This window comes from Kluyvera sichuanensis (assembly GCF_040930405.1).
GTDB classification, from domain to species: Bacteria; Pseudomonadota; Gammaproteobacteria; order Enterobacterales; family Enterobacteriaceae; genus Kluyvera; species Kluyvera sichuanensis.
Genome location: NZ_CP162271.1, coordinates 1466905 through 1488113, shown reverse-complemented (window position 1 = coordinate 1488113; position 21209 = coordinate 1466905). Strand labels below are relative to the sequence as shown.

Annotated in this window: 25 protein-coding genes and 1 other annotated feature; of the genes, 19 read left to right on the top strand and 6 right to left on the bottom strand. The window is 52.7% G+C overall.

From position 1 onward, the window contains the following. Positions 1-9: 9 nt before the first annotated feature. From AB2B48_RS07475 to AB2B48_RS07465, 3 genes are read left to right on the top strand one after another with little or no spacing between them, the layout of a single operon-like run. On the top strand, positions 10-1005 hold the full coding sequence (locus tag AB2B48_RS07475; RefSeq protein ID WP_368301412.1) for an ABC transporter ATP-binding protein: 996 nt from the start codon (positions 10-12) through the stop codon (positions 1003-1005). Further along, positions 1002-2006 carry a murein tripeptide/oligopeptide ABC transporter ATP-binding protein OppF gene (gene oppF, locus AB2B48_RS07470; protein WP_220440814.1) on the top strand — a complete coding sequence of 335 codons (1005 nt, stop codon included), beginning with the start codon at positions 1002-1004 and terminating at the stop codon, positions 2004-2006. The genes AB2B48_RS07475 and oppF overlap by 4 nt, the downstream gene beginning before the upstream one ends. Before the next feature lie 53 nt (positions 2007-2059). Continuing rightward, on the top strand, positions 2060-2902 hold the full coding sequence (locus AB2B48_RS07465) for an ion transporter (RefSeq protein ID WP_317983868.1): 843 nt from the start codon (positions 2060-2062) through the stop codon (positions 2900-2902). 40 nt (positions 2903-2942) lie between these two features. Here the strand turns inward: AB2B48_RS07465 and AB2B48_RS07460 are convergent, their stop codons facing one another. After that, positions 2943-3272 (bottom strand): HI1450 family dsDNA-mimic protein, encoded by a 330-nt coding sequence (locus AB2B48_RS07460; protein ID WP_185669961.1) that lies wholly within the window; start codon positions 3270-3272, stop codon positions 2943-2945. Positions 3273-3305: 33 nt separating this feature from the next. Then, positions 3306-4766, bottom strand: a complete 1461-nt coding sequence (gene cls, locus AB2B48_RS07455) for a cardiolipin synthase (RefSeq protein ID WP_185669960.1) — start codon at positions 4764-4766, stop codon at positions 3306-3308. Between the two features lie 143 nt (positions 4767-4909). Here cls and AB2B48_RS07450 point away from each other — a divergent pair, with 143 nt between their 5' ends. After that, positions 4910-5083 (top strand): YciY family protein, encoded by a 174-nt coding sequence (locus AB2B48_RS07450; protein WP_123652457.1) that lies wholly within the window; start codon positions 4910-4912, stop codon positions 5081-5083. A 62-nt stretch (positions 5084-5145) separates the two neighbouring features. Here AB2B48_RS07450 and AB2B48_RS07445 read toward each other — a convergent pair whose 3' ends face one another. Further along, complete coding sequence (locus AB2B48_RS07445) at positions 5146-5442, bottom strand: YciI family protein (RefSeq protein ID WP_064545104.1); 297 nt, start codon at positions 5440-5442, stop codon at positions 5146-5148. Positions 5443-5662: 220 nt separating this feature from the next. Here AB2B48_RS07445 and tonB point away from each other — a divergent pair, with 220 nt between their 5' ends. Continuing rightward, complete coding sequence (gene tonB, locus AB2B48_RS07440; RefSeq protein WP_368301935.1) at positions 5663-6376, top strand: TonB system transport protein TonB; 714 nt, start codon at positions 5663-5665, stop codon at positions 6374-6376. A gap of 29 nt (positions 6377-6405) precedes the next feature. Here tonB and AB2B48_RS07435 read toward each other — a convergent pair whose 3' ends face one another. Both AB2B48_RS07435 and pfkB read right to left on the bottom strand, forming a co-directional pair. Beyond that, complete coding sequence (locus tag AB2B48_RS07435; RefSeq protein ID WP_185668620.1) at positions 6406-7266, bottom strand: fructosamine kinase family protein; 861 nt, start codon at positions 7264-7266, stop codon at positions 6406-6408. A gap of 274 nt (positions 7267-7540) precedes the next feature. Next, a complete protein-coding gene (gene pfkB, locus AB2B48_RS07430; RefSeq protein WP_368301408.1) occupies positions 7541-8473 on the bottom strand; it encodes a 6-phosphofructokinase II in 933 nt (310 codons plus the stop codon). A gap of 316 nt (positions 8474-8789) precedes the next feature. Here pfkB and AB2B48_RS07425 point away from each other — a divergent pair, with 316 nt between their 5' ends. Both AB2B48_RS07425 and AB2B48_RS07420 read left to right on the top strand, forming a co-directional pair. After that, positions 8790-9548: a DUF481 domain-containing protein gene (locus AB2B48_RS07425; protein ID WP_185668622.1), complete on the top strand. Its 759-nt coding sequence runs from the start codon at positions 8790-8792 to the stop codon at positions 9546-9548. Between the two features lie 268 nt (positions 9549-9816). Then, positions 9817-10062: a hypothetical protein gene (locus AB2B48_RS07420; RefSeq protein WP_185668623.1), complete on the top strand. Its 246-nt coding sequence runs from the start codon at positions 9817-9819 to the stop codon at positions 10060-10062. Between the two features lie 267 nt (positions 10063-10329). On the opposite strand, the gene yniD is transcribed toward AB2B48_RS07420, so the two are convergent. After that, positions 10330-10437 carry a small membrane protein YniD gene (gene yniD / locus AB2B48_RS07415; RefSeq protein WP_185668624.1) on the bottom strand — a complete coding sequence of 36 codons (108 nt, stop codon included), beginning with the start codon at positions 10435-10437 and terminating at the stop codon, positions 10330-10332. A 292-nt stretch (positions 10438-10729) separates the two neighbouring features. Here yniD and thrS point away from each other — a divergent pair, with 292 nt between their 5' ends. The 12 genes from thrS to AB2B48_RS07355 all read left to right on the top strand — a co-directional run bounded on the left by thrS (position 10730) and on the right by AB2B48_RS07355 (position 20958). Continuing rightward, the gene (gene thrS, locus AB2B48_RS07410) at positions 10730-12658 is read left to right on the top strand and encodes a threonine--tRNA ligase (protein ID WP_035896278.1); all 1929 of its coding nucleotides are present in this window, start codon (positions 10730-10732) and stop codon (positions 12656-12658) included. Positions 12659-12661: 3 nt separating this feature from the next. Further along, a complete protein-coding gene (infC, locus tag AB2B48_RS07405) occupies positions 12662-13204 on the top strand; it encodes a translation initiation factor IF-3 (protein ID WP_071828920.1) in 543 nt (180 codons plus the stop codon). Between the two features lie 96 nt (positions 13205-13300). Next, the gene (gene rpmI / locus AB2B48_RS07400; RefSeq protein WP_003030583.1) at positions 13301-13498 is read left to right on the top strand and encodes a 50S ribosomal protein L35; all 198 of its coding nucleotides are present in this window, start codon (positions 13301-13303) and stop codon (positions 13496-13498) included. Positions 13499-13550: 52 nt separating this feature from the next. Beyond that, positions 13551-13907 (top strand): 50S ribosomal protein L20, encoded by a 357-nt coding sequence (gene rplT, locus AB2B48_RS07395; protein ID WP_000124850.1) that lies wholly within the window; start codon positions 13551-13553, stop codon positions 13905-13907. A 118-nt stretch (positions 13908-14025) separates the two neighbouring features. Next, positions 14026-14150 (top strand) — a sequence feature (Phe leader region). After that, positions 14031-14075, top strand: a complete 45-nt coding sequence (gene pheM, locus AB2B48_RS07390; protein WP_001386830.1) for a pheST operon leader peptide PheM — start codon at positions 14031-14033, stop codon at positions 14073-14075. It overlaps the preceding feature by 45 nt. A gap of 60 nt (positions 14151-14210) precedes the next feature. Further along, positions 14211-15194, top strand: a complete 984-nt coding sequence (gene pheS, locus AB2B48_RS07385) for a phenylalanine--tRNA ligase subunit alpha (protein WP_368301404.1) — start codon at positions 14211-14213, stop codon at positions 15192-15194. Between the two features lie 15 nt (positions 15195-15209). Beyond that, positions 15210-17597 carry a phenylalanine--tRNA ligase subunit beta gene (gene pheT / locus AB2B48_RS07380; protein WP_368301402.1) on the top strand — a complete coding sequence of 796 codons (2388 nt, stop codon included), beginning with the start codon at positions 15210-15212 and terminating at the stop codon, positions 17595-17597. Between the two features lie 4 nt (positions 17598-17601). After that, positions 17602-17901: an integration host factor subunit alpha gene (ihfA, locus tag AB2B48_RS07375; protein WP_003030571.1), complete on the top strand. Its 300-nt coding sequence runs from the start codon at positions 17602-17604 to the stop codon at positions 17899-17901. Positions 17902-18000: 99 nt separating this feature from the next. Further along, complete coding sequence (gene btuC / locus AB2B48_RS07370; protein ID WP_220440811.1) at positions 18001-18984, top strand: vitamin B12 ABC transporter permease BtuC; 984 nt, start codon at positions 18001-18003, stop codon at positions 18982-18984. 100 nt (positions 18985-19084) lie between these two features. Continuing rightward, positions 19085-19639: a glutathione peroxidase gene (locus tag AB2B48_RS07365; RefSeq protein ID WP_368301400.1), complete on the top strand. Its 555-nt coding sequence runs from the start codon at positions 19085-19087 to the stop codon at positions 19637-19639. Next, the gene (gene btuD / locus AB2B48_RS07360) at positions 19639-20397 is read left to right on the top strand and encodes a vitamin B12 ABC transporter ATP-binding protein BtuD (RefSeq protein WP_368301934.1); all 759 of its coding nucleotides are present in this window, start codon (positions 19639-19641) and stop codon (positions 20395-20397) included. The genes AB2B48_RS07365 and btuD overlap by 1 nt, the downstream gene beginning before the upstream one ends. A 96-nt stretch (positions 20398-20493) precedes the next feature. After that, on the top strand, positions 20494-20958 hold the full coding sequence (locus tag AB2B48_RS07355) for an NlpC/P60 family protein (RefSeq protein ID WP_185668630.1): 465 nt from the start codon (positions 20494-20496) through the stop codon (positions 20956-20958). The last annotated feature ends 251 nt before the right edge of the window (positions 20959-21209 follow it).

Below are 21209 nucleotides of genomic sequence, written 5' to 3'. Positions count from 1 at the left end.
AGAGTTGCCATGAGCACAATTGAAACGGCAACGGCATCTGAGCGGTTGCTTAGCGTTAAAGACCTGCGCGTCACCTTTAAAACCCCGGACGGCGATGTGACCGCCGTGAACGACCTCAACTTCAGCCTGCATGCGGGCGAAACGCTGGGGATTGTTGGCGAGTCGGGTTCCGGTAAGTCGCAGACTGCGTTTGCGCTGATGGGGCTGTTGGCCAGTAACGGGCGCATTGGCGGTTCGGCGCTGTTTAACGGTAAAGAGATCCTTAACCTGCCCGAGCATCAGCTGAACAAGCTGCGCGCGGAGCAGATTTCGATGATTTTCCAGGACCCAATGACCTCGCTGAACCCGTATATGCGCGTCGGCGAGCAGTTAATGGAAGTCCTGATGCTGCATAAAGGCATGGGCAAGGCCGAAGCGTTTGAAGAGTCGGTCAGAATGCTGGACGCGGTCAAAATGCCGGAAGCGCGTAAGCGCATGAAGATGTACCCGCACGAGTTCTCCGGCGGTATGCGTCAGCGCGTGATGATCGCCATGGCGCTGCTGTGCCGGCCAAAACTGCTGATTGCCGATGAACCAACCACCGCGCTGGACGTGACCGTTCAGGCGCAAATTATGACCTTGTTGAACGAACTGAAGCGCGAGTTCAATACGGCGATTATCATGATCACCCACGATCTGGGCGTTGTTGCCGGGATCTGCGATAAGGTGCTGGTGATGTATGCCGGGCGGACCATGGAATACGGTAAGGCGCGCGATGTGTTCTATCAGCCTGCGCACCCGTATTCTATTGGCCTGCTGAATGCCGTTCCACGTCTTGATGCCGAGGGCGAGTCGCTGCTGACTATCCCTGGTAACCCACCAAACCTGCTGCGCCTGCCGACCGGTTGCCCGTTCCAGCCTCGCTGTCCACATGCGATGGAGGCCTGCAATAGCGCGCCGCCGCTGGAAGAGTTTGCGCCGGGCCGTTTACGTGCCTGCTTTAGAAACGTGGGGGAACTGGTATGAGCGCCGTGACTGACGAAAGAAAAGTGCTGCTCGAAATTGCGGACTTAAAGGTCCACTTCGAGATCAAAGATGGGAAACAATGGTTCTGGCAGCCGCCAAAAACGTTGAAAGCAGTCGACGGCGTGACCCTGCGTCTGTATGAAGGCGAAACGCTGGGCGTGGTGGGCGAGTCAGGCTGCGGGAAGTCAACCTTCGCGCGCGCCATTATCGGCCTGGTGAAGGCAACGGAAGGCAAAGTGGCCTGGCTTGGCAAAGACCTGCTGGGGATGAAACCGGACGAGTGGCGCGCCGTGCGCAGCGATATTCAGATGATTTTTCAAGATCCGCTGGCCTCGCTGAACCCGCGTATGACCATCGGCGAAATCATCGCCGAGCCGCTGCGTACCTACTATCCGAAGATGCCGCGTCAGGAAGTGCGCGATAAAGTGAAAACCATGATGATGAAGGTGGGGCTGCTGCCGAACCTCGTCAACCGTTACCCACATGAGTTTTCCGGTGGCCAGTGCCAGCGTATCGGTATTGCCCGCGCGCTGATCCTCGAGCCGAAGCTGATCATCTGTGATGAGCCGGTGTCGGCGCTGGACGTATCAATCCAGGCGCAGGTGGTGAACTTGCTGCAGCAACTGCAACGTGAGATGGGGCTGTCGCTTATCTTCATCGCCCACGATCTGGCGGTGGTGAAGCATATCTCTGACCGCGTACTGGTGATGTATCTGGGGCACGCGGTGGAGCTTGGTACCTACGATGAGGTGTACAACAATCCACTTCATCCGTACACCAGGGCGCTGATGTCCGCGGTGCCGGTTCCGGACCCGGATCTAGAGCAGAACAAAACTATCCAACTGCTGGAAGGGGAACTGCCGTCGCCGATTAACCCGCCGTCAGGCTGCGTATTCCGTACGCGCTGTCCGCTGGCAGGGCCAGAATGTGCGAAAACGCGTCCACTTCTGGAAGGGAGTTTCCGCCACGCGGTTTCCTGTCTCAAGGTTGACCCGTTATAATCGTCAGGGCTGGCAAGTTGCCAGCCCTTTTATTTTGACGAGGAGATAACGTGGTGGCTATTAGCGCTTTGCGCCATCGTCTTTATCATTTCTTATTCGATCAACGTACGCGCACCGGCCGACGGTTTGAAGCGCTGTGCGGACTGTTTGCGCTCTTAAGCGTTATCGTTATTTTTATCGAATCAGGGATTGGCACAACCTACCATCTGACGTTCGACGAATGGCATGCATTCATGCTGCTGGAAGTCGGATTTACCCTTATGTTTACCCTGGAATACCTTCTGCGGGTGTGCTGCTGGCCGCAACCGGCGCGCTACGTGTTCAGCTTCTGGGGATTTATCGATCTCGCGACCATTCTGCCGCTGTACGTTATTTTACTGTGGCCAGAGATTGGCGTGGAATATTTGTTCGCCTGGCGCGCGATGCGCGTGATCCGCGTATTACGTATTCTGAAACTGCTTCGCTTGATGCCTGCGCTGAACAGTTTGTGGAGCGCTATCGTTAATTCGCGGCATCAGTTGATTCTGTTCTATGCCTTTATTGGCATTGTTATGGTCGTTGCGGGCGCGCTGATGTACGGTATAGAAGGGCCGGTAAACGGCTTTACCACGCTGAGCACCTCGGTGTATTGGGCGATTGTCACGGTGACAACGGTTGGTTATGGCGATATTACGCCGCATACCGCACCGGGCAGAACGGTGGCCTCGATTCTTATCTTAATCGGCTACTCTGTCATCGCTATTCCAACCGGGATTATCACCGCGCAGATGACCAGCGAGTTTCAAAAACGCCGCCATGAACGCGTATGTCCGCACTGCAAACAGCGAGATCACGATCCGAAAGCGCGTTACTGCAATGGATGTGGAACAGCGCTTCCCCGTGAGCTTGGGGCATAAAAAAGGGCAGCGTTACGCTGCCCTTTGATCAACATATAACTTATTCGCGCCACAGAATATGGCAGAGCTTGTGATCTTTTTCGCGGCACAGCAGAACGCGCGCGAAGATATCGTTCAGTTCGCCGCCGTCGGTGTCCGCCAGACCAATAACCACTTCCGCAAAGAAGTCCGGGTTCAGGTCATAATCAACGTGTTCCTGCCAGTCTTCCGCGGGGTCGAACAGCTCGGCACCGCCGCGCTCTTCAAACTGCAGGTTGAACAGAAGAACATCGGCGGGGTCGAGATTATCAACCGCCAGCTCGAGGAAAATGTCGTAAGCCTGCTCGAGCGTTTCGTCTTCGGTAAGACGATTATTTAAATCCATATCCATGATGGCTACCTGTTGAGTTCTGTTGGGCACGTTTTACAGCAACGGACTGAAGAAGTAAAACAGACGTTCGGCAATGCGGTGCCAGAAGGGACGTTTAACCCATAACCGCGCATCCAGTAACCGGGAGCGGGAAATGTAGTCGTCTTGCACGGAGGCTAAATCGGCGCCGAATCCGGCATCATCAATCACCAGCGTGATCTCGAAATTGAGCCACAGGCTGCGCATATCAAGATTAACGGTGCCGACCAGGCTCAGTTCTCCATCGACCAGCACGCTCTTGGTGTGCAGCAGGCCACCTTCAAATTGATAAATTTTCACCCCAGCTGCCAGCAGTTCAGTAAAGAAGGCGCGGCTTGCCCAACCTACCAGTACCGAATCGTTTTTACGCGGCAGAATAATGCTGACATCAACCCCACGCTGAGCCGCAGTACAGATGGCATGCAGCAGGTCTTCGCTCGGCACGAAGTAGGGGGTGGTCATAATCAGATACTCACGGGCAGAGTATGCCGCCGTCAGCAATGCCTGGTGAATCAAATCTTCCGGGAAACCCGGGCCTGAGGCGATGGTCTGGATGGTATGCCCGCTGGCCTCTTCAAACGGCATAATGTTGAGGTCTGGGGCTGGGGGTAAAATGCGCTTGCCGGTTTCTATCTCCCAGTCACAGGAGTAGACAATCCCCATGCCGGTAGCGATAGGGCCTTCCATTCGCGCCATCAGATCAATCCACTGACCGACGCCGGAATCCTGTTTAAAGAAGCGCGGGTCGACCATGTTCATACTGCCGGTGTAGGCAATATAGTTATCAATCATGATCATTTTGCGATGCTGGCGTAAGTCCATACGGCGCAGGAAAACACGCATCAGGTTAACTTTGAGGGCTTCTACCACCTCAATGCCCGCATTGCGCATCATCGCCGCCCACGGGCTGCGGAAAAACGCCACGCTACCGGCAGAGTCGAGCATCAGGCGGCAGTGCACGCCGCGTCGGGCAGCGGCCATCAGCGACTCGGCAACCTGATCGGCCATGCCGCCGGGCTGCCAGATATAGAAGACCATCTCAATATTATGCCGTGCGAGCTGAATATCGCGGATGATGGCCTGCATCACATCATCGGATTCCGTTAACAGCTGTAGCTGATTGCCCTTAAGGCCAGCAATGCCCTGGCGGCGTTCGCACAGTTTGAACAGCGAAGAGGCGACCTGGCTGTTGTCCTCGGCAAAAATATGTTTGCAGGCTTTGAGATCGTTAAGCCATTTCGCCGTTGATGGCCACATGGCGCGGGCGCGTTCGGCGCGGCGTTTACCGAGATGGAGCTCCCCTAAAGAGAGGTAGGCGATGATCCCAACCAGCGGCAGAATATAGATAACCAGCAGCCAGGCCATCGCTGAGGGTACGGCGCGGCGCTTCATTAAAATACGTAGCGTTACCCCGGCTATCAACAACCAATACCCCAAAATTGCCATCCAACTCACTACGGTGTAGACGGTTGTCATATGTCGAAAATCCTTTTGAATGCCAGTTGTTAAGAGTTTACGCATCAGGAGGCGTCTGGCAAATAAAAACACCATGAGAAAGCGCTGGTCAGCACTAAGCGAGGGGCTATAATGGTCCGTCTTTTTTTGAAAGAGCGTTAGAAATGAAGCGTAGTAGACCGGAAGTGGGGCGCTGGCGGATGCTGAGACAAGCGAGCCGTCGCAAGTCGCGTTGGCTGGAAGCTCAGTCGCGCCGCAATATGCGTATCCACTCCATCAGAAAGTGCCTTGTCGGTCGGCAGCGCAATTGCCTGCTGTTCGCCATCTACGATCTCTGATGATATAAAAAGGGCACCGTCAGGGTGCCCTCAGTTTTTAAGCAGGTGCCAGCCTGCTTTTATTAAAATACTTTCTTATAAGGTTTTACTGAAACCTGCTGATACACACCCGCGGCAACGTACGGGTCGTCCTGCGCCCATGACTGCGCGGCTTCCAGTGATTCAAATTCTGCAATAACCGTTGAACCGCTGAAACCGGCGGCGCCCGGATCGTTGCTATCAACGGCAGGCATTGGGCCTGCGGTCAGCAGACGGCCTTCGTCGTGCAGAAGCTGCAGGCGAGCGAGGTGGGCAGGGCGTACGGAAAGACGTTTTTCAAGAGAGTCGGCGATATCCTGGGCATAGATGACGTAAAGCACGGGCGGAACTCCTGTTTAAATAATTTGCGAATTACGGTAAGGGAAAGCGTCAGCGACTGCAATGCAAAGTTTTAGCGGCGTGAAAAGTTGTGTTTTGGCGGGGGTTTTTTAGGCAGGAAGGGGAAAAAATTGATCGAAGATAAGATGTCTTATTGAATATGATTGTCATTTGCATTTAAAATCGGGGTCTCATTTTTCAACTGTAACGACTATGACTGCAATGACCCTTGATTTACCTCGCCGCTTTCCGTGGCCGACGTTACTCTCTGTTGGTATTCACGTTGCCGTCGTCGCTGGTCTGCTTTATACCTCGGTACATCAGGTTATTGAACTGCCCGCACCCGCTCAGCCGATTACCATTACCATGGTCGCGCCTGCCGATTTAGAGCCGCCACAGGCGGTGGTTCAGCCACAACCGGTCGTCGAGCCTGAACCCGAACCAGAGCCGGAACCGATCCCTGAAGTACCGCAGGCTCCGGTCGTTATTCATAAACCGAAGCCTAAGCCGAAACCTAAACCGAAGCCGGTGAAAAAGGTCGAGCAGCCGAAACCGGAAGTTAAGCCGGTTGAACAGCGTCCGCTTTCTACGGTGAACAACGATGCGCCGCCTGCGCGTTCCGTTGCTAACAATCTGCCGGGGGCAAGTGCGCCTTCGGTGAATACGCCAACGGGCCCACGTGCGCTGAATCGTCCGCAGCCGGGTTACCCAACGCGTGCGCAGGCATTACGTATTGAAGGCAAAGTGCGAGTGAAGTTTGACGTGACCGCCGATGGCCGCGTTGAAAACGTAGAAATTCTCTCCGCTCAGCCATCTAACATGTTTGAACGTGACGTGAAAACGGCGATGCGCAAATGGCGCTACGAATCTGGTAAGCCGGGAACGGGGCTGATTATGAATATTGAGTTCCGCCTGAAGGGCGTACAGATGAACTAAAGCAAAGCCCCCGAAAGGGGGCTTTGTCGTTATACGGCAAGGACGTTATCCAGCGCCTTTTGCGCGATCACCAGATGCTGCCCGCCAAACAGAATGGCCCGGTTAATGAGGGTATACAGCTGATACACTGGCTGGCGTTCAAGGAAATCGGCCGGCAGCGGTGAGACGGACTGATAGCCATCGTAGATTTGCGGCGGCTGGTCAGGATGCAGCGGCAACATGGCAAGGTCGCACTCGCGGTCTCCCCAATAACAGGCAGGGTCAAATATATATGGCCCGTTTGGCCCCAGCGCGCAGTTGTTTGACCACAAATCACCGTGCAGTAAAGACGGCTGCGGCTGGTGGGAACTCAGGCGCTGCTGGACGTGGTCGACAATCGCATCGATATCCCCAAACTCCATACCTTTCTCTGCTGCTAATTCCAACTGCCAGCCAATACGCTGTTCGGCGAAAAAGTTGGACCAGCGCCGTTGCCAGGCGTTGGGCTGCGGGGTGGTGGACAGGTCGTTGTCGAAGTCGAGACCAAACTGCGGCTGATCGCTCCATTCGTGCAAGCGGGCCAACTGTTGCCCCAGCAAGAAAGCATTATGCGCATCCAGCGGACGCGGCGGGAGATACTCCATGACCAGGAAGCTGTAGTCGCGATCGGAGCCGACGACGAAGACTTCAGGGACGGCCACGGTTTTGCTGCGAGAGAGCAGCTCAAGCTGGTCGGCCTCCGCAGTAAAAATGGGCAGTAATTCTCGTTCATCGCATTTGACGAAAAAATCTCGACCCGCATAGCGCATATGCCATGCGGCATGGATCTCTCCGCCGGGCAGTTCAGTACGCTGATCGATTTCGCCACTTCCAAGTTGCTCGCCTAACAGGTTACTGATCGCTTGCCACATGATGTCTCTCCCCATGTTTTCTGCCATATCATAAGGTTAGCGCATAAAGACCGGGTAAAAATACGAGCTAGACCGCACAACGGGTAAAAAGAGTGTAGAAAGCAGAGGCAAGGTCGTATGCCTTCTGCGACAAACGCATGATGGCTCACCCGTGGCAATGGTTGGTTCCACCATCGCGATGCACACCATTGTTAACAATGGAGTTTTGTTAGCATAGCCGATAACGGCAATTTCGCGACTCGCGGCGGGCTCCGCGAGTCCGATTTTTGAACATTTAGTGCTGTTGCAGATAATCGTAGATTTTTTGGGTATTTTCCCGTGAGCACAGGCGAGTGCCCTGGTTGATCGTGGCTGCGCTGCCTGCGGCAACCCCGAAGCGAACCATCTCTTCAAGACTAGCGTGCTCAGCAAGTTTCAGGGTCATCGCGCCGACCATGCTATCCCCCGCACCCACGGTGCTCTGGCTTTTAATTGGCGGGGGAACAACCTGGACGCAGTTTTTCTCGTCCACGGCCAGTGCCCCCTGAGCCCCTAATGACACCACCACCCGACGCGCTTTACCGCTGCGGACAATCTCCTGCGCGGCATTGCGGACGTCATCAGGCTGGATGAGTTCACGCTGGACCAGCGCACTCAACTCTTTCTGATTCGGTTTAACCAGCTCGATTTGACCAATGGCTAACGCAGCGGTCAACGCATCACCAGAGCTGTCGATAACGCACCGCAGCCCATGGTGTTGAGCCGTTTTAATGAGCGTTGTGAACTGCTCCAGGGAAACGCCGGGCGGCAGGCTGCCGCTGATAACCAGCAGAGAGTCAGGCGCAATCAGCAGGATCTTTTGCTGAATTTGTTGCAGTTCATCTTCATTGAGCGTCGCACCGGGCATGACAAAGCGATACTGCTCGCCGCTGGCATCGACGTGGACGTGAAGGTTCTGGCGGGTCCACTCGTGCGCATTGATACTTTCAACGGGAACATTTTCCTGCTGGAGCAGGGCGACCAGGTGCTCGCCGGTGGCACCACCGGCAGGGAAGATGGCGGTAGCTCGGCCTCCGAGAAAGGTAATTGCGCGGGCAACGTTAATGCCGCCGCCGCCGGGCTCAAACACAGGGGAACTGCAGCGCAGTTTACCTTCCGGATAGATTTGTGGCGTTTGGGTGGCGCTGTCGAGTGAAGGGGCGAGCGTCAGCGTGTAGATCTGGACCATAGCGATAACCTCCCTTTATGAGCCGGCAAACGGCTCTGAACACAGTTGGGTTTAAGTCTGGCACTGGTTCATCGATAAGAAAAGTAACAACGGACTGATTTTTATAGAAAAGTGTAAAGAAGTCGTCGTTTTTTATTATGAAATAAAACGTGCTTTGAGAGGGCTCTTATTCAAAAAATGAAAGAAGAATAGATTGCTATGTTATACGTGCCTTTTTATAATTTGTTGCCTTTCTACGGACCACCCCATCGTTGATCCTCGCGAAAGTTTCCCGGGACGGAATCGTCTCCTATTTTGTTGTACGGACCTTTAATAAATGAAGCTTTTGAAGACAGTACCGGTAGCGGTTGTGCTGCTGGGGGGCGTGTTTGCGTCTATGTATGCAACCGCCAGTGATACCGTTTTTACTGTCATGGATGACCCAACTACCGCTAAAAAGCCTTTTGAAGGCAACGTCAATGCGGGCTATCTCTCGCAGTCTGGCAACACTAAAAGTACGTCAGCGACTGCAGATTCCACGCTCACATGGTACGGTAGCGAGACGGCATGGTCCTTGTGGGGCGCTGCCAGCAACACCTCTGCAAATGATGAACGTTCTTCCGAGAAATACTCCGTCGGTGGTCGTAGCCGTTACAATATGACACACGAAGACTACCTGTTTGGTCAGGCTAGCTGGTTAACCGATCGCTATAATGGTTACCATGAGCGCGACGTGTTTACGGCAGGTTATGGTCGTCAGTTCCTGAACGGGCCAATCCACAGCTTCCGTTTTGAATTCGGTCCTGGTGTTCGTTATGACGAATATACCGATGGCAATACGGAAACCCAGCCGCTGGGCTACGCTTCCGCTACCTACGCCTGGCAGATGACCGACACGGCTAAATTCACTCAGGGCGTTTCCGTCCTTGGGGCTGAAGATACCACCGTGAACTCAGAAACCGCGCTGAACGTTGCGATTAACGCACACTTTGGTTTGAAAGTGGCTTACAACGTAACCTGGAACTCTGAGCCACCAGCAACGGCGCCGAATCATACCGATCGCCGTACATCGCTGACCCTGGGTTACACGATGTAATCATTTACAGGCTGGGGAATCCCCGGCCTGTATTTTCAATTTATCGTTTTGTGTTATTATTAAAAACAACCGCTGTTTTATTTTATTAAAAATACAAGTTCTCCATAATATCTCCATATTCGACCTTTCTGACATATGTTCAGTAAATTTGACACGAATAGCTAAATATTTTGACTAGGCAAAAGTGTGATCTGGATCTAGACTATGTTCAAGGGCAGAATGATGCCTTAGCGTTCTAAAGTCTTAATCAAGTCAGAGAATAAACATTATGAAAAATATCAAAATCGCATCTGCAGCTATTTTGCTGTCAGCACTCTCTTTCGGCGTATTTGCTGCCGAACCAGTAACTCAACCTGCCAGTTCTACAAACACCACTACCGCACAGCACATCGGTATCTCCAATGCGCACGACGTTGAAGCAGGCTCTAACATGGCGCCAGGCTCACAGTCTACCGGTCAGTCTATGGATGACGCATTTAACGTACACACCCTGGTTGCGGGCGGTTGGTCCTAATATTTCTGTGCTGTAATAATTTGATTTTTGTTCAGTTATTAATACCGGCAGAGAAAACCGGGTAGAGTGGTACCGGTTTTTCTTGCTGCTATTATTTTAAATTCAAATTTCAGTTTTTGTATTTTACATGTAAATCTGTATTGGATTTAGCCGCACGTATTGTCAATTAACCTGCGTTAACAGCATTTCCTGTATATATTTAATGTGCTGGCCAGAATGTTAAATTGGCTTCAATGCTTCACGTTATTAACCGTAACGCCCTCGTCATTATCCCCAGATCATCGCCGCCCATCGGAGCAGAAGCATTGCGCCGCAGATAGCGATCAGTACCAGTACCATTTTCCAGTGTTTTTTCGCGAATCGATGTGATGGCATTTTCTGTCTCTATGTCATTAAGATTAAACGTAGTGTATCAGAATTGTTGGTAAAGATAGCAGTGTGTACCCCATAGGGTAATTGCGGCTTTTATCATGTCCTGATGATGTGTAAACTAACCCACGGTGTTATCGGCAGGCGGATGCAGGCGGAGCAGGGTACATAATTCGTACACACTCCTCATTTTTTGCAGAGTGAAGCAGAAATCAATCCATAACCTGTTGATAAATTTAATCATATAGTTTTGTATGTGCTCTTTCGTGTGGGGCACCACTGCAAATAAGGACATTAAATGCCTGTAATTACTCTTCCTGATGGCAGCCAACGCCATTACGACCACGCCGTTAGCCCAATGGATGTTGCTCTGGACATCGGTCCTGGCCTGGCAAAAGCCACCATCGCTGGGCGCGTAAACGGTGAGCTGGTTGACGCTTCCGATCTGATTGAAAACGATGCCACCCTGTCGCTCATCACCGCAAAAGATGAAGACGGTCTGGAAATCATTCGTCACTCCTGTGCCCACCTGCTTGGTCATGCGATCAAACAGCTTTGGCCAAACACTAAAATGGCTATCGGCCCGGTGATTGACAACGGTTTCTATTATGACGTTGATCTTGACCATACGCTGACCCAGGAAGACATCGACGCGCTCGAAAAACGTATGCACGAGCTCGCCGAGAAAAACTACGATGTCATCAAGAAGAAAGTGAGCTGGCACGAAGCCCGCGAAACTTTCGTCAAACGTGGTGAGAACTATAAAGTTTCCATCCTCGATGAAAACATCGCGCATGATGACAAGCCTGGCTTGTATCATCACGAAGAATACGTCGACATGTGCCGTGGTCCGCACGTGCCGAATATGCGTTTCTGTCACTACTTCAAGCTGATGAAAACCGCTGGTGCTTACTGGCGCGGCGACAGCAACAATAAGATGCTGCAGCGTATCTACGGTACTGCATGGACGGACAAAAAAGCCCTCAATGCTTATCTGCAGCGTCTGGAAGAAGCGTCAAAACGCGATCACCGTAAAATCGGTAAGCAGCTCGACCTGTATCATATGCAGGAAGAGGCACCAGGTATGGTGTTCTGGCATAACGATGGCTGGACTATCTTCCGTGAACTGGAAACTTTCGTACGCTCTAAGCTGAAAGAGTACCAGTATCAGGAAGTGAAAGGCCCGTTCATGATGGACCGTGTGCTGTGGGAAAAAACCGGCCACTGGGACAACTACAAAGATGCGATGTTCACCACCTCTTCAGAGAACCGTGAATACTGCATCAAGCCAATGAACTGCCCAGGCCACGTTCAGATCTTCAACCAGGGTCTGAAATCCTACCGCGACCTGCCGCTGCGTATGGCGGAGTTCGGTAGCTGCCACCGTAATGAACCGTCAGGTGCACTGCATGGCTTGATGCGTGTACGCGGCTTCACTCAGGATGACGCCCATATCTTCTGTACGGAAGAGCAGGTGCGTGATGAAGTGAACGCATGCATTCGTTTAGTCTATGATATGTACAGCACTTTCGGTTTCGAAAAAATCGTGGTCAAACTTTCAACGCGTCCGGAAAAACGTATCGGCAGCGATGAAATGTGGGACCGTGCTGAAGCGGATCTGGCGGTTGCGCTGGAAGAAAACAACATCCCGTTTGAATATCAACTGGGTGAAGGCGCATTCTACGGTCCGAAAATTGAATTTACCCTGTATGACTGCCTCGATCGTGCATGGCAGTGCGGTACTGTACAGCTGGACTTCTCTCTGCCGTCTCGTCTGAGCGCCTCTTATGTAGGCGAGAACAACGAGCGTCAGGTACCGGTGATGATTCACCGCGCAATTCTGGGGTCTCTGGAGCGCTTTATTGGCATCCTGACCGAAGAGTTCGCTGGTTTCTTCCCAACATGGCTTGCCCCTGTGCAGGTTGTGGTGATGAATATCACTGATTCTCAGTCTGAATACGTTAACGAATTGACCCGTAAACTGCAAAATGCTGGCATTCGTGTAAAAGCGGACTTGAGAAATGAGAAGATTGGCTTTAAAATCCGCGAGCACACTTTACGTCGTGTCCCTTATATGTTGGTCTGCGGTGACAAAGAGGTGGAAGCTGGCAAAGTTGCCGTTCGCACCCGCCGTGGTAAAGACCTGGGCAGCCTGGACGTAAGTGAAGTGATTGAGAAGCTGCAACAAGAGATTCGCAGCCGCAGTCTTCAACAACTGGAGGAATAAGGTATTAAAGGCGGAAAACGAGTTCAAACGGCACGTCCGAATCGTATCAATGGCGAGATTCGCGCCCTGGAAGTTCGCTTGACAGGTCTGGAAGGCGAAGCTTTGGGTATTGTGAGTCTGAGAGAAGCTATCGAAAAGGCTGAAGAGGCCGGAGTAGATTTAGTTGAAATCAGCCCTAACGCCGAACCGCCAGTTTGTCGTATCATGGACTACGGCAAGTTCCTTTATGAAAAGAGTAAGTCTTCTAAGGAACAGAAGAAGAAGCAAAAAGTTATCCAGGTTAAGGAAATTAAATTCCGTCCTGGGACCGATGATGGCGATTACCAGGTAAAACTCCGCAGCCTGGTTCGCTTTCTCGAAGATGGCGATAAGGCTAAGATCACACTGCGTTTCCGCGGTCGTGAAATGGCCCACCAGCAGATCGGTATGGAAGTGCTTACGCGCGTCCGTGACGATCTGAGTGAACTGGCAGTAGTCGAATCCTTCCCTACGAAGATCGAAGGCCGCCAGATGATCATGGTGCTCGCTCCTAAGAAGAAACAGTAAGGCCTTCAAGTAGCAATGTTGGTGGAGCCTTAGGGCTTCACTGATATTGTTCGCCTACGTTTCGTTTATTAACAATGCGAAGTGGAAGTTATTAAGATGCCTAAAATTAAGACCGTACGCGGTGCTGCTAAGCGCTTCAAAAAAACCGGTGGTGGTGGATTTAAGCGTAAGCACGCAAACCTGCGTCATATTCTGACCAAAAAATCTACTAAACGTAAACGTCACCTGCGTCCAAAAGGCCTCGTGTCTAAAGGCGATCTGGGTCTGGTTATCGCGTGCCTGCCGTACGCATAAGCCGTTAACGTTTAATTTTTTTTACTAAGAATATAGATACAGGAGAGCTCACATGGCTCGCGTAAAACGTGGTGTAATTGCTCGTGCACGTCACAAAAAAATTCTGAAACAAGCTAAAGGCTACTACGGTGCGCGTTCTCGCGTATACCGCGTTGCCTTCCAGGCTGTTATCAAAGCTGGTCAGTACGCTTACCGTGACCGTCGTCAACGTAAACGTCAGTTCCGTCAGCTGTGGATTGCACGTATCAATGCAGCAGCACGTCAGAACGGTATTTCTTACAGCAAATTCATCAACGGCCTGAAAAAAGCCTCTGTTGAAATCGACCGTAAGATCCTGGCTGACATCGCAGTATTCGACAAAGTAGCGTTCACCGCTCTGGTCGAAAAAGCGAAAGCAGCACTGGCATAAGCCAGTTGGAAGAGGGAGCTAGTCTCCCTCTTTTCATTTTAACCGTATCAATGCATTGACATTTATCAGCGTAGACCTTTCAATAAAGACTCTACGGTTATTACCACACAAGGTAACGCAAGCATGAATGCTGCTATTTTCCGCTTCTTCTTTTACTTTAGCACCTGAACTCAGGAGGCTTGCGCGTGAAAGAAGAAACGAAAAATCAGCGCCAATAAGCCTCCGGATGGAGGCTTTTTTTGTATCTGAATTCGAGATTAAGTCCACCAAACCGGTGTCTGCACCGACATAATGAGGAAAACCATGTCACATCTCGCAGAGCTGGTTGCCAGTGCCAAGGCAGCCATTAACCAGGCTTCAGATGTTGCCGCGTTAGACAATGTCCGCGTCGAATATCTGGGTAAGAAAGGGCACTTGACCCTTCAGATGACCACACTGCGTGAACTGCCGCCAGAAGAGCGTCCAGCAGCGGGTGCCGTTATCAACGAAGCGAAAGAGCAGGTGCAGCAGGCACTGAACGCGCGTAAAGCCGATCTGGAGAACGCCGTACTGAACGCCCGTCTGGTCGCAGAGACCATCGACATCTCCCTGCCGGGCCGTCGTATCGAAAACGGTGGTTTACACCCGGTTACTCGCACCATCGACCGTATTGAAAGTTTCTTCGGTGAGCTCGGCTTTACCGTGGCGACGGGTCCGGAAATCGAAGATGACTATCATAACTTCGATGCGCTGAATATTCCCGCGCACCACCCGGCACGCGCTGACCACGACACTTTCTGGTTTGATGCTACCCGTCTGCTGCGTACGCAGACCTCCGGCGTACAGATCCGCACCATGAAGGATCAGGAACCGCCAATCCGTATTATCGCGCCGGGCCGCGTATATCGTAACGATTACGATCAGACGCACACCCCAATGTTCCATCAGATGGAAGGTCTGATTGTTGATAAGAACATCAGCTTCACCAATCTGAAGGGTACGATTCACGACTTCCTGCGTAACTTCTTTGAAGAAGATCTGCAGATTCGTTTCCGTCCGTCCTACTTCCCGTTCACCGAACCGTCCGCTGAAGTCGACGTGATGGGTAAAAACGGCAAATGGCTGGAAGTTCTGGGCTGCGGTATGGTGCATCCGAACGTCCTGCGTAACGTTGGTATCGATCCGGAAGTTTATTCCGGCTTCGCCTTCGGCATGGGCATGGAGCGTCTGACCATGCTGCGTTACGGCGTCACCGACTTACGTGCATTCTTCGAAAACGATCTGCGTTTCCTCAAACAGTTTAAATAAGGGCAGGATAAAACAATGAAATTCAGTGAACTGTGGTTACGCGAATGGGTGAATCCGGCGATTGATAGCGAAGCGCTGTCGGGTCAAATCACTATGGCTGGCCTGGAAGTGGACGGCGTAGAAGCCGTTGCTGGTAGCTTCAACGGCGTGGTTGTCGGTGAAGTGGTTGAGTGCGGCCAGCATCCGAATGCAGACAAACTGCGCGTAACGAAAGTGAACGTAGGCGGTGAACGTCTGCTGGATATCGTCTGCGGCGCGCCAAACTGCCGTCAGGGCCTTAAGGTTGCCGTGGCGACCATCGGTGCCGTACTGCCAGGTGACTTCAAAATTAAAGCCGCTAAGCTGCGCGGTGAGCCGTCTGAAGGGATGCTGTGCTCGTTCTCTGAGCTGGGCATTTCCGACGACCATAGCGGCATTATCGAACTGCCGGCCGACGCGCCGCTGGGTACCGATATCCGTGAATACCTGAAGCTTGATGACAACACCATTGAAATCAGCGTGACGCCAAACCGCGCCGACTGCTTAGGCATTATCGGCGTTGCACGTGATGTCGCCGTGCTGAACAAGCTGCCGCTGAACGAGCCGGAAATCAACGCCGTTGCCGCCACCGTTGCCGACGTGCTGCCGATTCAGGTCGATGCTGCCGACGCGTGCCCACGCTACCTCGGCCGTGTGGTTAAAGGCATCAACGTTAAAGCGCCAACCCCGCTGTGGATGAAAGAGAAACTGCGTCGCTGCGGTATCCGTTCTATTGATGCGGTTGTCGATATCACCAACTACGTTCTGCTCGAACTGGGCCAGCCAATGCATGCGTTCGATAAAGACCGCATCGAAGGCGGCATCGTTGTACGTATGGCAAAAGAGGGTGAAACCCTGGTTCTGCTCGACGGCACCGAAGCGAAGCTGAACGCCGATACCCTGGTGATTGCTGACCATAACAAAGCGCTGGCGATGGCCGGTATCTTTGGCGGCGAGCACTCTGGCGTGAACGATGAAACGCAAAACGTGCTGCTGGAATCCGCATTCTTCAGCCCGCTGTCTATCACCGGCCGTGCGCGCCGTCATGGCCTGCACACCGATGCGTCTCACCGTTATGAGCGCGGCGTTGACCCGGTACTGCAGTACAAAGCGATTGAACGTGCTACCGGCCTGCTTCTCGACATCTGCGGTGGTGAAGCGGGTCCAATCATCGATGTCACTAACGACGCCACACTGCCTAAGCGCGCGACCATCACCCTGCGCCGCAGCAAGCTGGATCGTCTGATTGGTCATCATATTGCCGATGAACAGGTGACCGATATCCTGACTCGTCTGGGCTGTGAAGTGACCGTGGGGAATGACGAATGGCAGGCGGTTGCACCGACCTGGCGCTTCGATATGGAAATTGAAGAAGATCTGATCGAAGAAGTGGCGCGTATTTACGGCTACAACAGCATCCCGAACGAGCCGGTACAGGCTGGTCTGGTGATGGGCAGCCATAAAGAAGCTAACCTGTCGTTGAAGCGTGTGAAAACCATGCTTAACGACAAAGGCTATCAGGAAGTGATTACCTATAGCTTCGTGGATCCAAAAGTTCAGCAGCTGGTTCACCCTGGTGAAGAAGCGCTGATTCTGCCAAACCCGATTTCCAGCGAAATGTCGGCCATGCGTCTGTCCCTATGGACCGGCCTACTGTCTACCGTGGTTTATAACCAGAACCGTCAGCAGAGCCGCGTACGTATCTTTGAAACCGGTCTGCGCTTTGTACCGGACACTCAGGCTCCGCTGGGTATTCGTCAGGACGTGATGCTGGGTGGCGTTATCTGCGGTAACCGCTACGATGAGCACTGGAACCTGGCAAAAGAGACCGTTGATTTCTATGATCTGAAGGGCGATCTGGAATCCGTTCTCGACCTGACCGGTAAATTATCTGAAATTCAGTTCAAGGCAGAAGCGAACCCAGCCCTGCATCCGGGCCAGTCTGCGGCGATTTATCTGAAAGGTGAACGCGTTGGTTTCATTGGTGTTATTCACCCGGAACTGGAACGTAAGCTGGATCTGAACGGCCGTACTCTGGTGTTTGAACTGGAGTGGAACAAGCTCGCAGACCGCGTGGTTCCTCAGGCTCGTGACGTTTCACGCTTCCCGGCAAACCGTCGCGACATCGCGGTTGTGGTTGCTGAAAACGTACCTGCAGCAGATATTTTAAACGAATGTAAGAAAGTTGGCGTAAATCAGGTAGTTGGCGTAAACTTATTTGACGTGTACCGTGGTAAGGGTGTTGCGGAAGGCTATAAGAGCCTTGCTATCAGCCTGATCCTACAAGATACCAGCCGTACACTCGAAGAAGAGGAGATTGCCGCTACCGTCGCCAAATGTGTAGAGGCATTAAAAGAGCGATTCCAGGCATCATTGAGGGATTGAACCTATGGCGCTTACAAAAGCTGAAATGTCAGAATATCTGTTTGATAAGCTTGGGCTTAGCAAGCGGGATGCCAAAGAACTGGTGGAGCTGTTTTTCGAAGAGATCCGTCGCGCTCTTGAAAACGGTGAGCAGGTAAAACTCTCCGGTTTTGGTAACTTTGATTTGCGTGACAAAAACCAACGCCCGGGACGTAACCCTAAAACGGGTGAAGATATTCCCATTACAGCCCGGCGTGTGGTGACCTTCAGACCAGGACAGAAGTTAAAAAGCCGGGTCGAAAACGCAACACCCAAAGAAGAGTAATCTGAACTAACTAAAAAGGCCGCGCATGCGGCCTTTTTCTTTTCCTGGTGGCGGAACCACCGTAAAATCAAACGCTTCTCTACGAGCTTACGGATAACTATGCTGGTTTATGCATCCCAACAGCAGCGGCTTCACCGCCGCTGGCTCATCGCACTGTCGCTTCTTCTCCTGTTTATGCTGGCTATCGGCCTGTGCGCCGGCGACCAATGGATTGCACCAGGTGAATGGTTCACGGCGAAAGGGCAGCTCTTTATCTGGCAAATCCGCCTGCCGCGTACGCTGGCGGTGGTGCTGGTGGGGGCCGCGCTGGCGTTGTCCGGTACCGTGATGCAGGCGCTGTTTGAGAACCCGCTGGCTGAGCCGGGTTTGCTCGGGGTTTCAAACGGTGCAGGTGTAGGGCTGATTGCCGCGGTGATGCTGGGGCAAGGGCTGCTACCGGCCTGGGGGCCAGGACTGGCAGCGATCGTTGGGGCTCTGACCATTACCACGATTCTGATGCGCTTTGCTCGCCGACATTTATCGACCAGCCGTCTGCTGCTCGCCGGGGTCGCGCTGGGGATTATCTGTAGTGCACTGATGACCTGGGCCGTCTATTTTTCGACCTCGTTCGATCTGCGCCAGTTGATGTACTGGATGATGGGCGGTTTTGGCGGCGTTGACTGGCAGCAGCTCTGGCTGATGGGGGCGCTGGTTCCGGTAATCATCTGGCTTTGTTGGCAATCGCAGCCGCTAAACCTGTTGGCGTTGGGTGAAACCTCCGCGCGCCAGCTTGGGGTACCTATCGCGTTGTGGCGTAAACTGCTGGTGATGGCGACCGGCTGGCTGGTGGGCGTCAGTGTGGCGCTGGCAGGCGCTATCGGCTTTATCGGGCTGGTGGTGCCGCATATGCTGCGCCTGTGCGGCCTGACCGACCACAGGGTGCTGCTGCCAGCTAGCGCACTGGCTGGGGCCAGCACGTTGTTGTTTGCGGATATCGTGGCGAGGTTGGCGCTGTCCGCCGCTGAGCTGCCGATTGGCGTCGTCACGGCCACCCTGGGCGCACCGGTGTTTATCTGGCTGCTGCTTAAATCGGGTAAATACTGAATTAACATCCTGGCTAAAAAGCCTTGGTGTCGCGCCCGCGTCTCTGGCTATTATGAAAGGCCGGGCGATAAGACCCCAAACACGCTGAAAAGAGGATGCTATGCAAACCAATGTTCTGAATACCCTCGTGACCACCATTGATGGCGAAAAAACCACCCTGGAAGGCTATAAGGGCAAGGTACTGCTGATCGTTAACGTGGCCTCGAAATGTGGCCTGACGCCGCAGTATGAGCAGCTGGAAGCGCTGCAGGAGTCTTTGCAGGGGGAAGGCTTTACCGTGCTGGGCTTCCCATGTAATCAATTCCTGGGCCAGGAACCGGGCAGCGAAGAAGAGATCAAAACCTTCTGCAGCACTACTTACGGCGTGACTTTCCCGCTGTTTAGCAAAGTTGAGGTGAACGGCGAGCAGCGCCATCCGCTCTATAGCCTGCTGACGCGCGCAGCGCCAGACGCCATTGCGCCAGAAGGCAGCGGTTTCTACGAGCGTATGGCGAGCAAAGGCCGTGCGCCCGCACAGCCCGGCGATATCCTGTGGAACTTTGAGAAGTTTTTAATTGGTCGCGATGGTGAGGTGATTAACCGTTTCTCTCCTGATATGACGCCTGACGATCCTATTCTGACCTCAGCCATTAAGCAGGCTCTCGCGCAGTCATGATGCCCTTGATGCAGCTTCAGAACGTCAGTGAAAAGGGCAGGCTCCAGGGTATTACCGCCGACGTTAAGCGCGGTGAAATGGTGCATCTGGTGGGGCCAAACGGTGCCGGGAAAAGCACGTTGCTGACGAGAATGGCCGGGCTCAGCCGGGGGGAAGGGGTGATAACGCTTAACGGTCAGTCATTGGATGACTGGTCCGCCGCCCAACTGGCACGTCATCGTGCCTATCTTTCCCAACACCAGTCTGCACCGTTCGCTATGCCGGTCTGGCAGTTTCTGATGCTGCATCAATCTACGACTCAGGACGCTTCCTTGTCTGCTTACGTGGCAAAGGCGCTGGGGCTAAGCAATAAGCTGGGGCGTAACGTCAGCCAACTCTCTGGCGGAGAGTGGCAGCGCGTACGACTGGCGGCCGTGATATTACAGATTCATCCCGCCGCCAACCCGGACGGCCAGCTATTGCTATTGGATGAACCGATGAACAGCCTCGATGTTGCCCAACAGGCGGCACTGGATAAGCTACTGGTGGAGTTGTGTGCTGCGGGCGTCGCCGTGGTGATGAGCAGTCACGATCTCAACTACACGCTGCGCCATGCTGACCGCACATGGCTATTATGTGAAGGGCAGATGATTGCCAGTGGCGAAACTGAAAGCGTATTGCAGACTGATTATTTAGCCGCCGCTTATAATATGACTTTCCAGAAACTGGAAATAGCTGGTCACCAAATGCTCATTTATGACAATGACGGCGAAAATTAATCCATACTCTTCTTGCCGCTATAGGCATTGCTTGCCAGCCGATCGCGAATCGATATAATTTGTTAGCTGATTAAAAAAACAGAGGATGCGCTGGATATGCGTTTCTGGACTCTTTTTCTTGTGGCATTCATTTTAGCAGGGTGTAGCAGCCACCGTGCGCCGCCGCCGAATCCCCGACTTTCGGATTCTATTGCCGTGATTGCTGGTCTGAATGACCAGCTTCAGAACTGGCACGGTACGCCTTATCGCTACGGAGGCATGACTCGCCGTGGTGTGGACTGCTCGGCGTTTGTGCTGATGACTTTCCGCGATAAGTTTGAAATGCAGCTGCCGAGGGAGACGCGGCAACAGGCGAAGATTGGTACTGAGATAGACAAAGGCGATCTGTTACCCGGTGATCTGGTCTTTTTCAAAACCGGAGCGGGTGAAAGTGGGCTACACGTTGGTATTTACGATACCGATAACCAGTTTATTCACGCTTCGACCAGCCAGGGCGTGACGCGGTCCTCGCTGGATAACGTCTACTGGCGAAAAAATTTCTGGCAAGCCAGGCGAATTTAATCAAAAAGAAAAGGAGGCGAAATGCCTCCTTTTCTTTTAATAGATTGTGAAATTTATAATAAGTAGCCTGCTATATTCTTAATTTTGTTAGGCAAGATCATAGAACTTAAGGTTGATTGTGTTATTCCATTACTTTCGATTACAATCATTACGATCCAGTGACGGATTGATGAAATAAAAAGGAACCGATGAAAGGAATAGATACCGTCTCCATCACCGAAGGTTTTTTACTTTGTGACGTCAGGAACCCG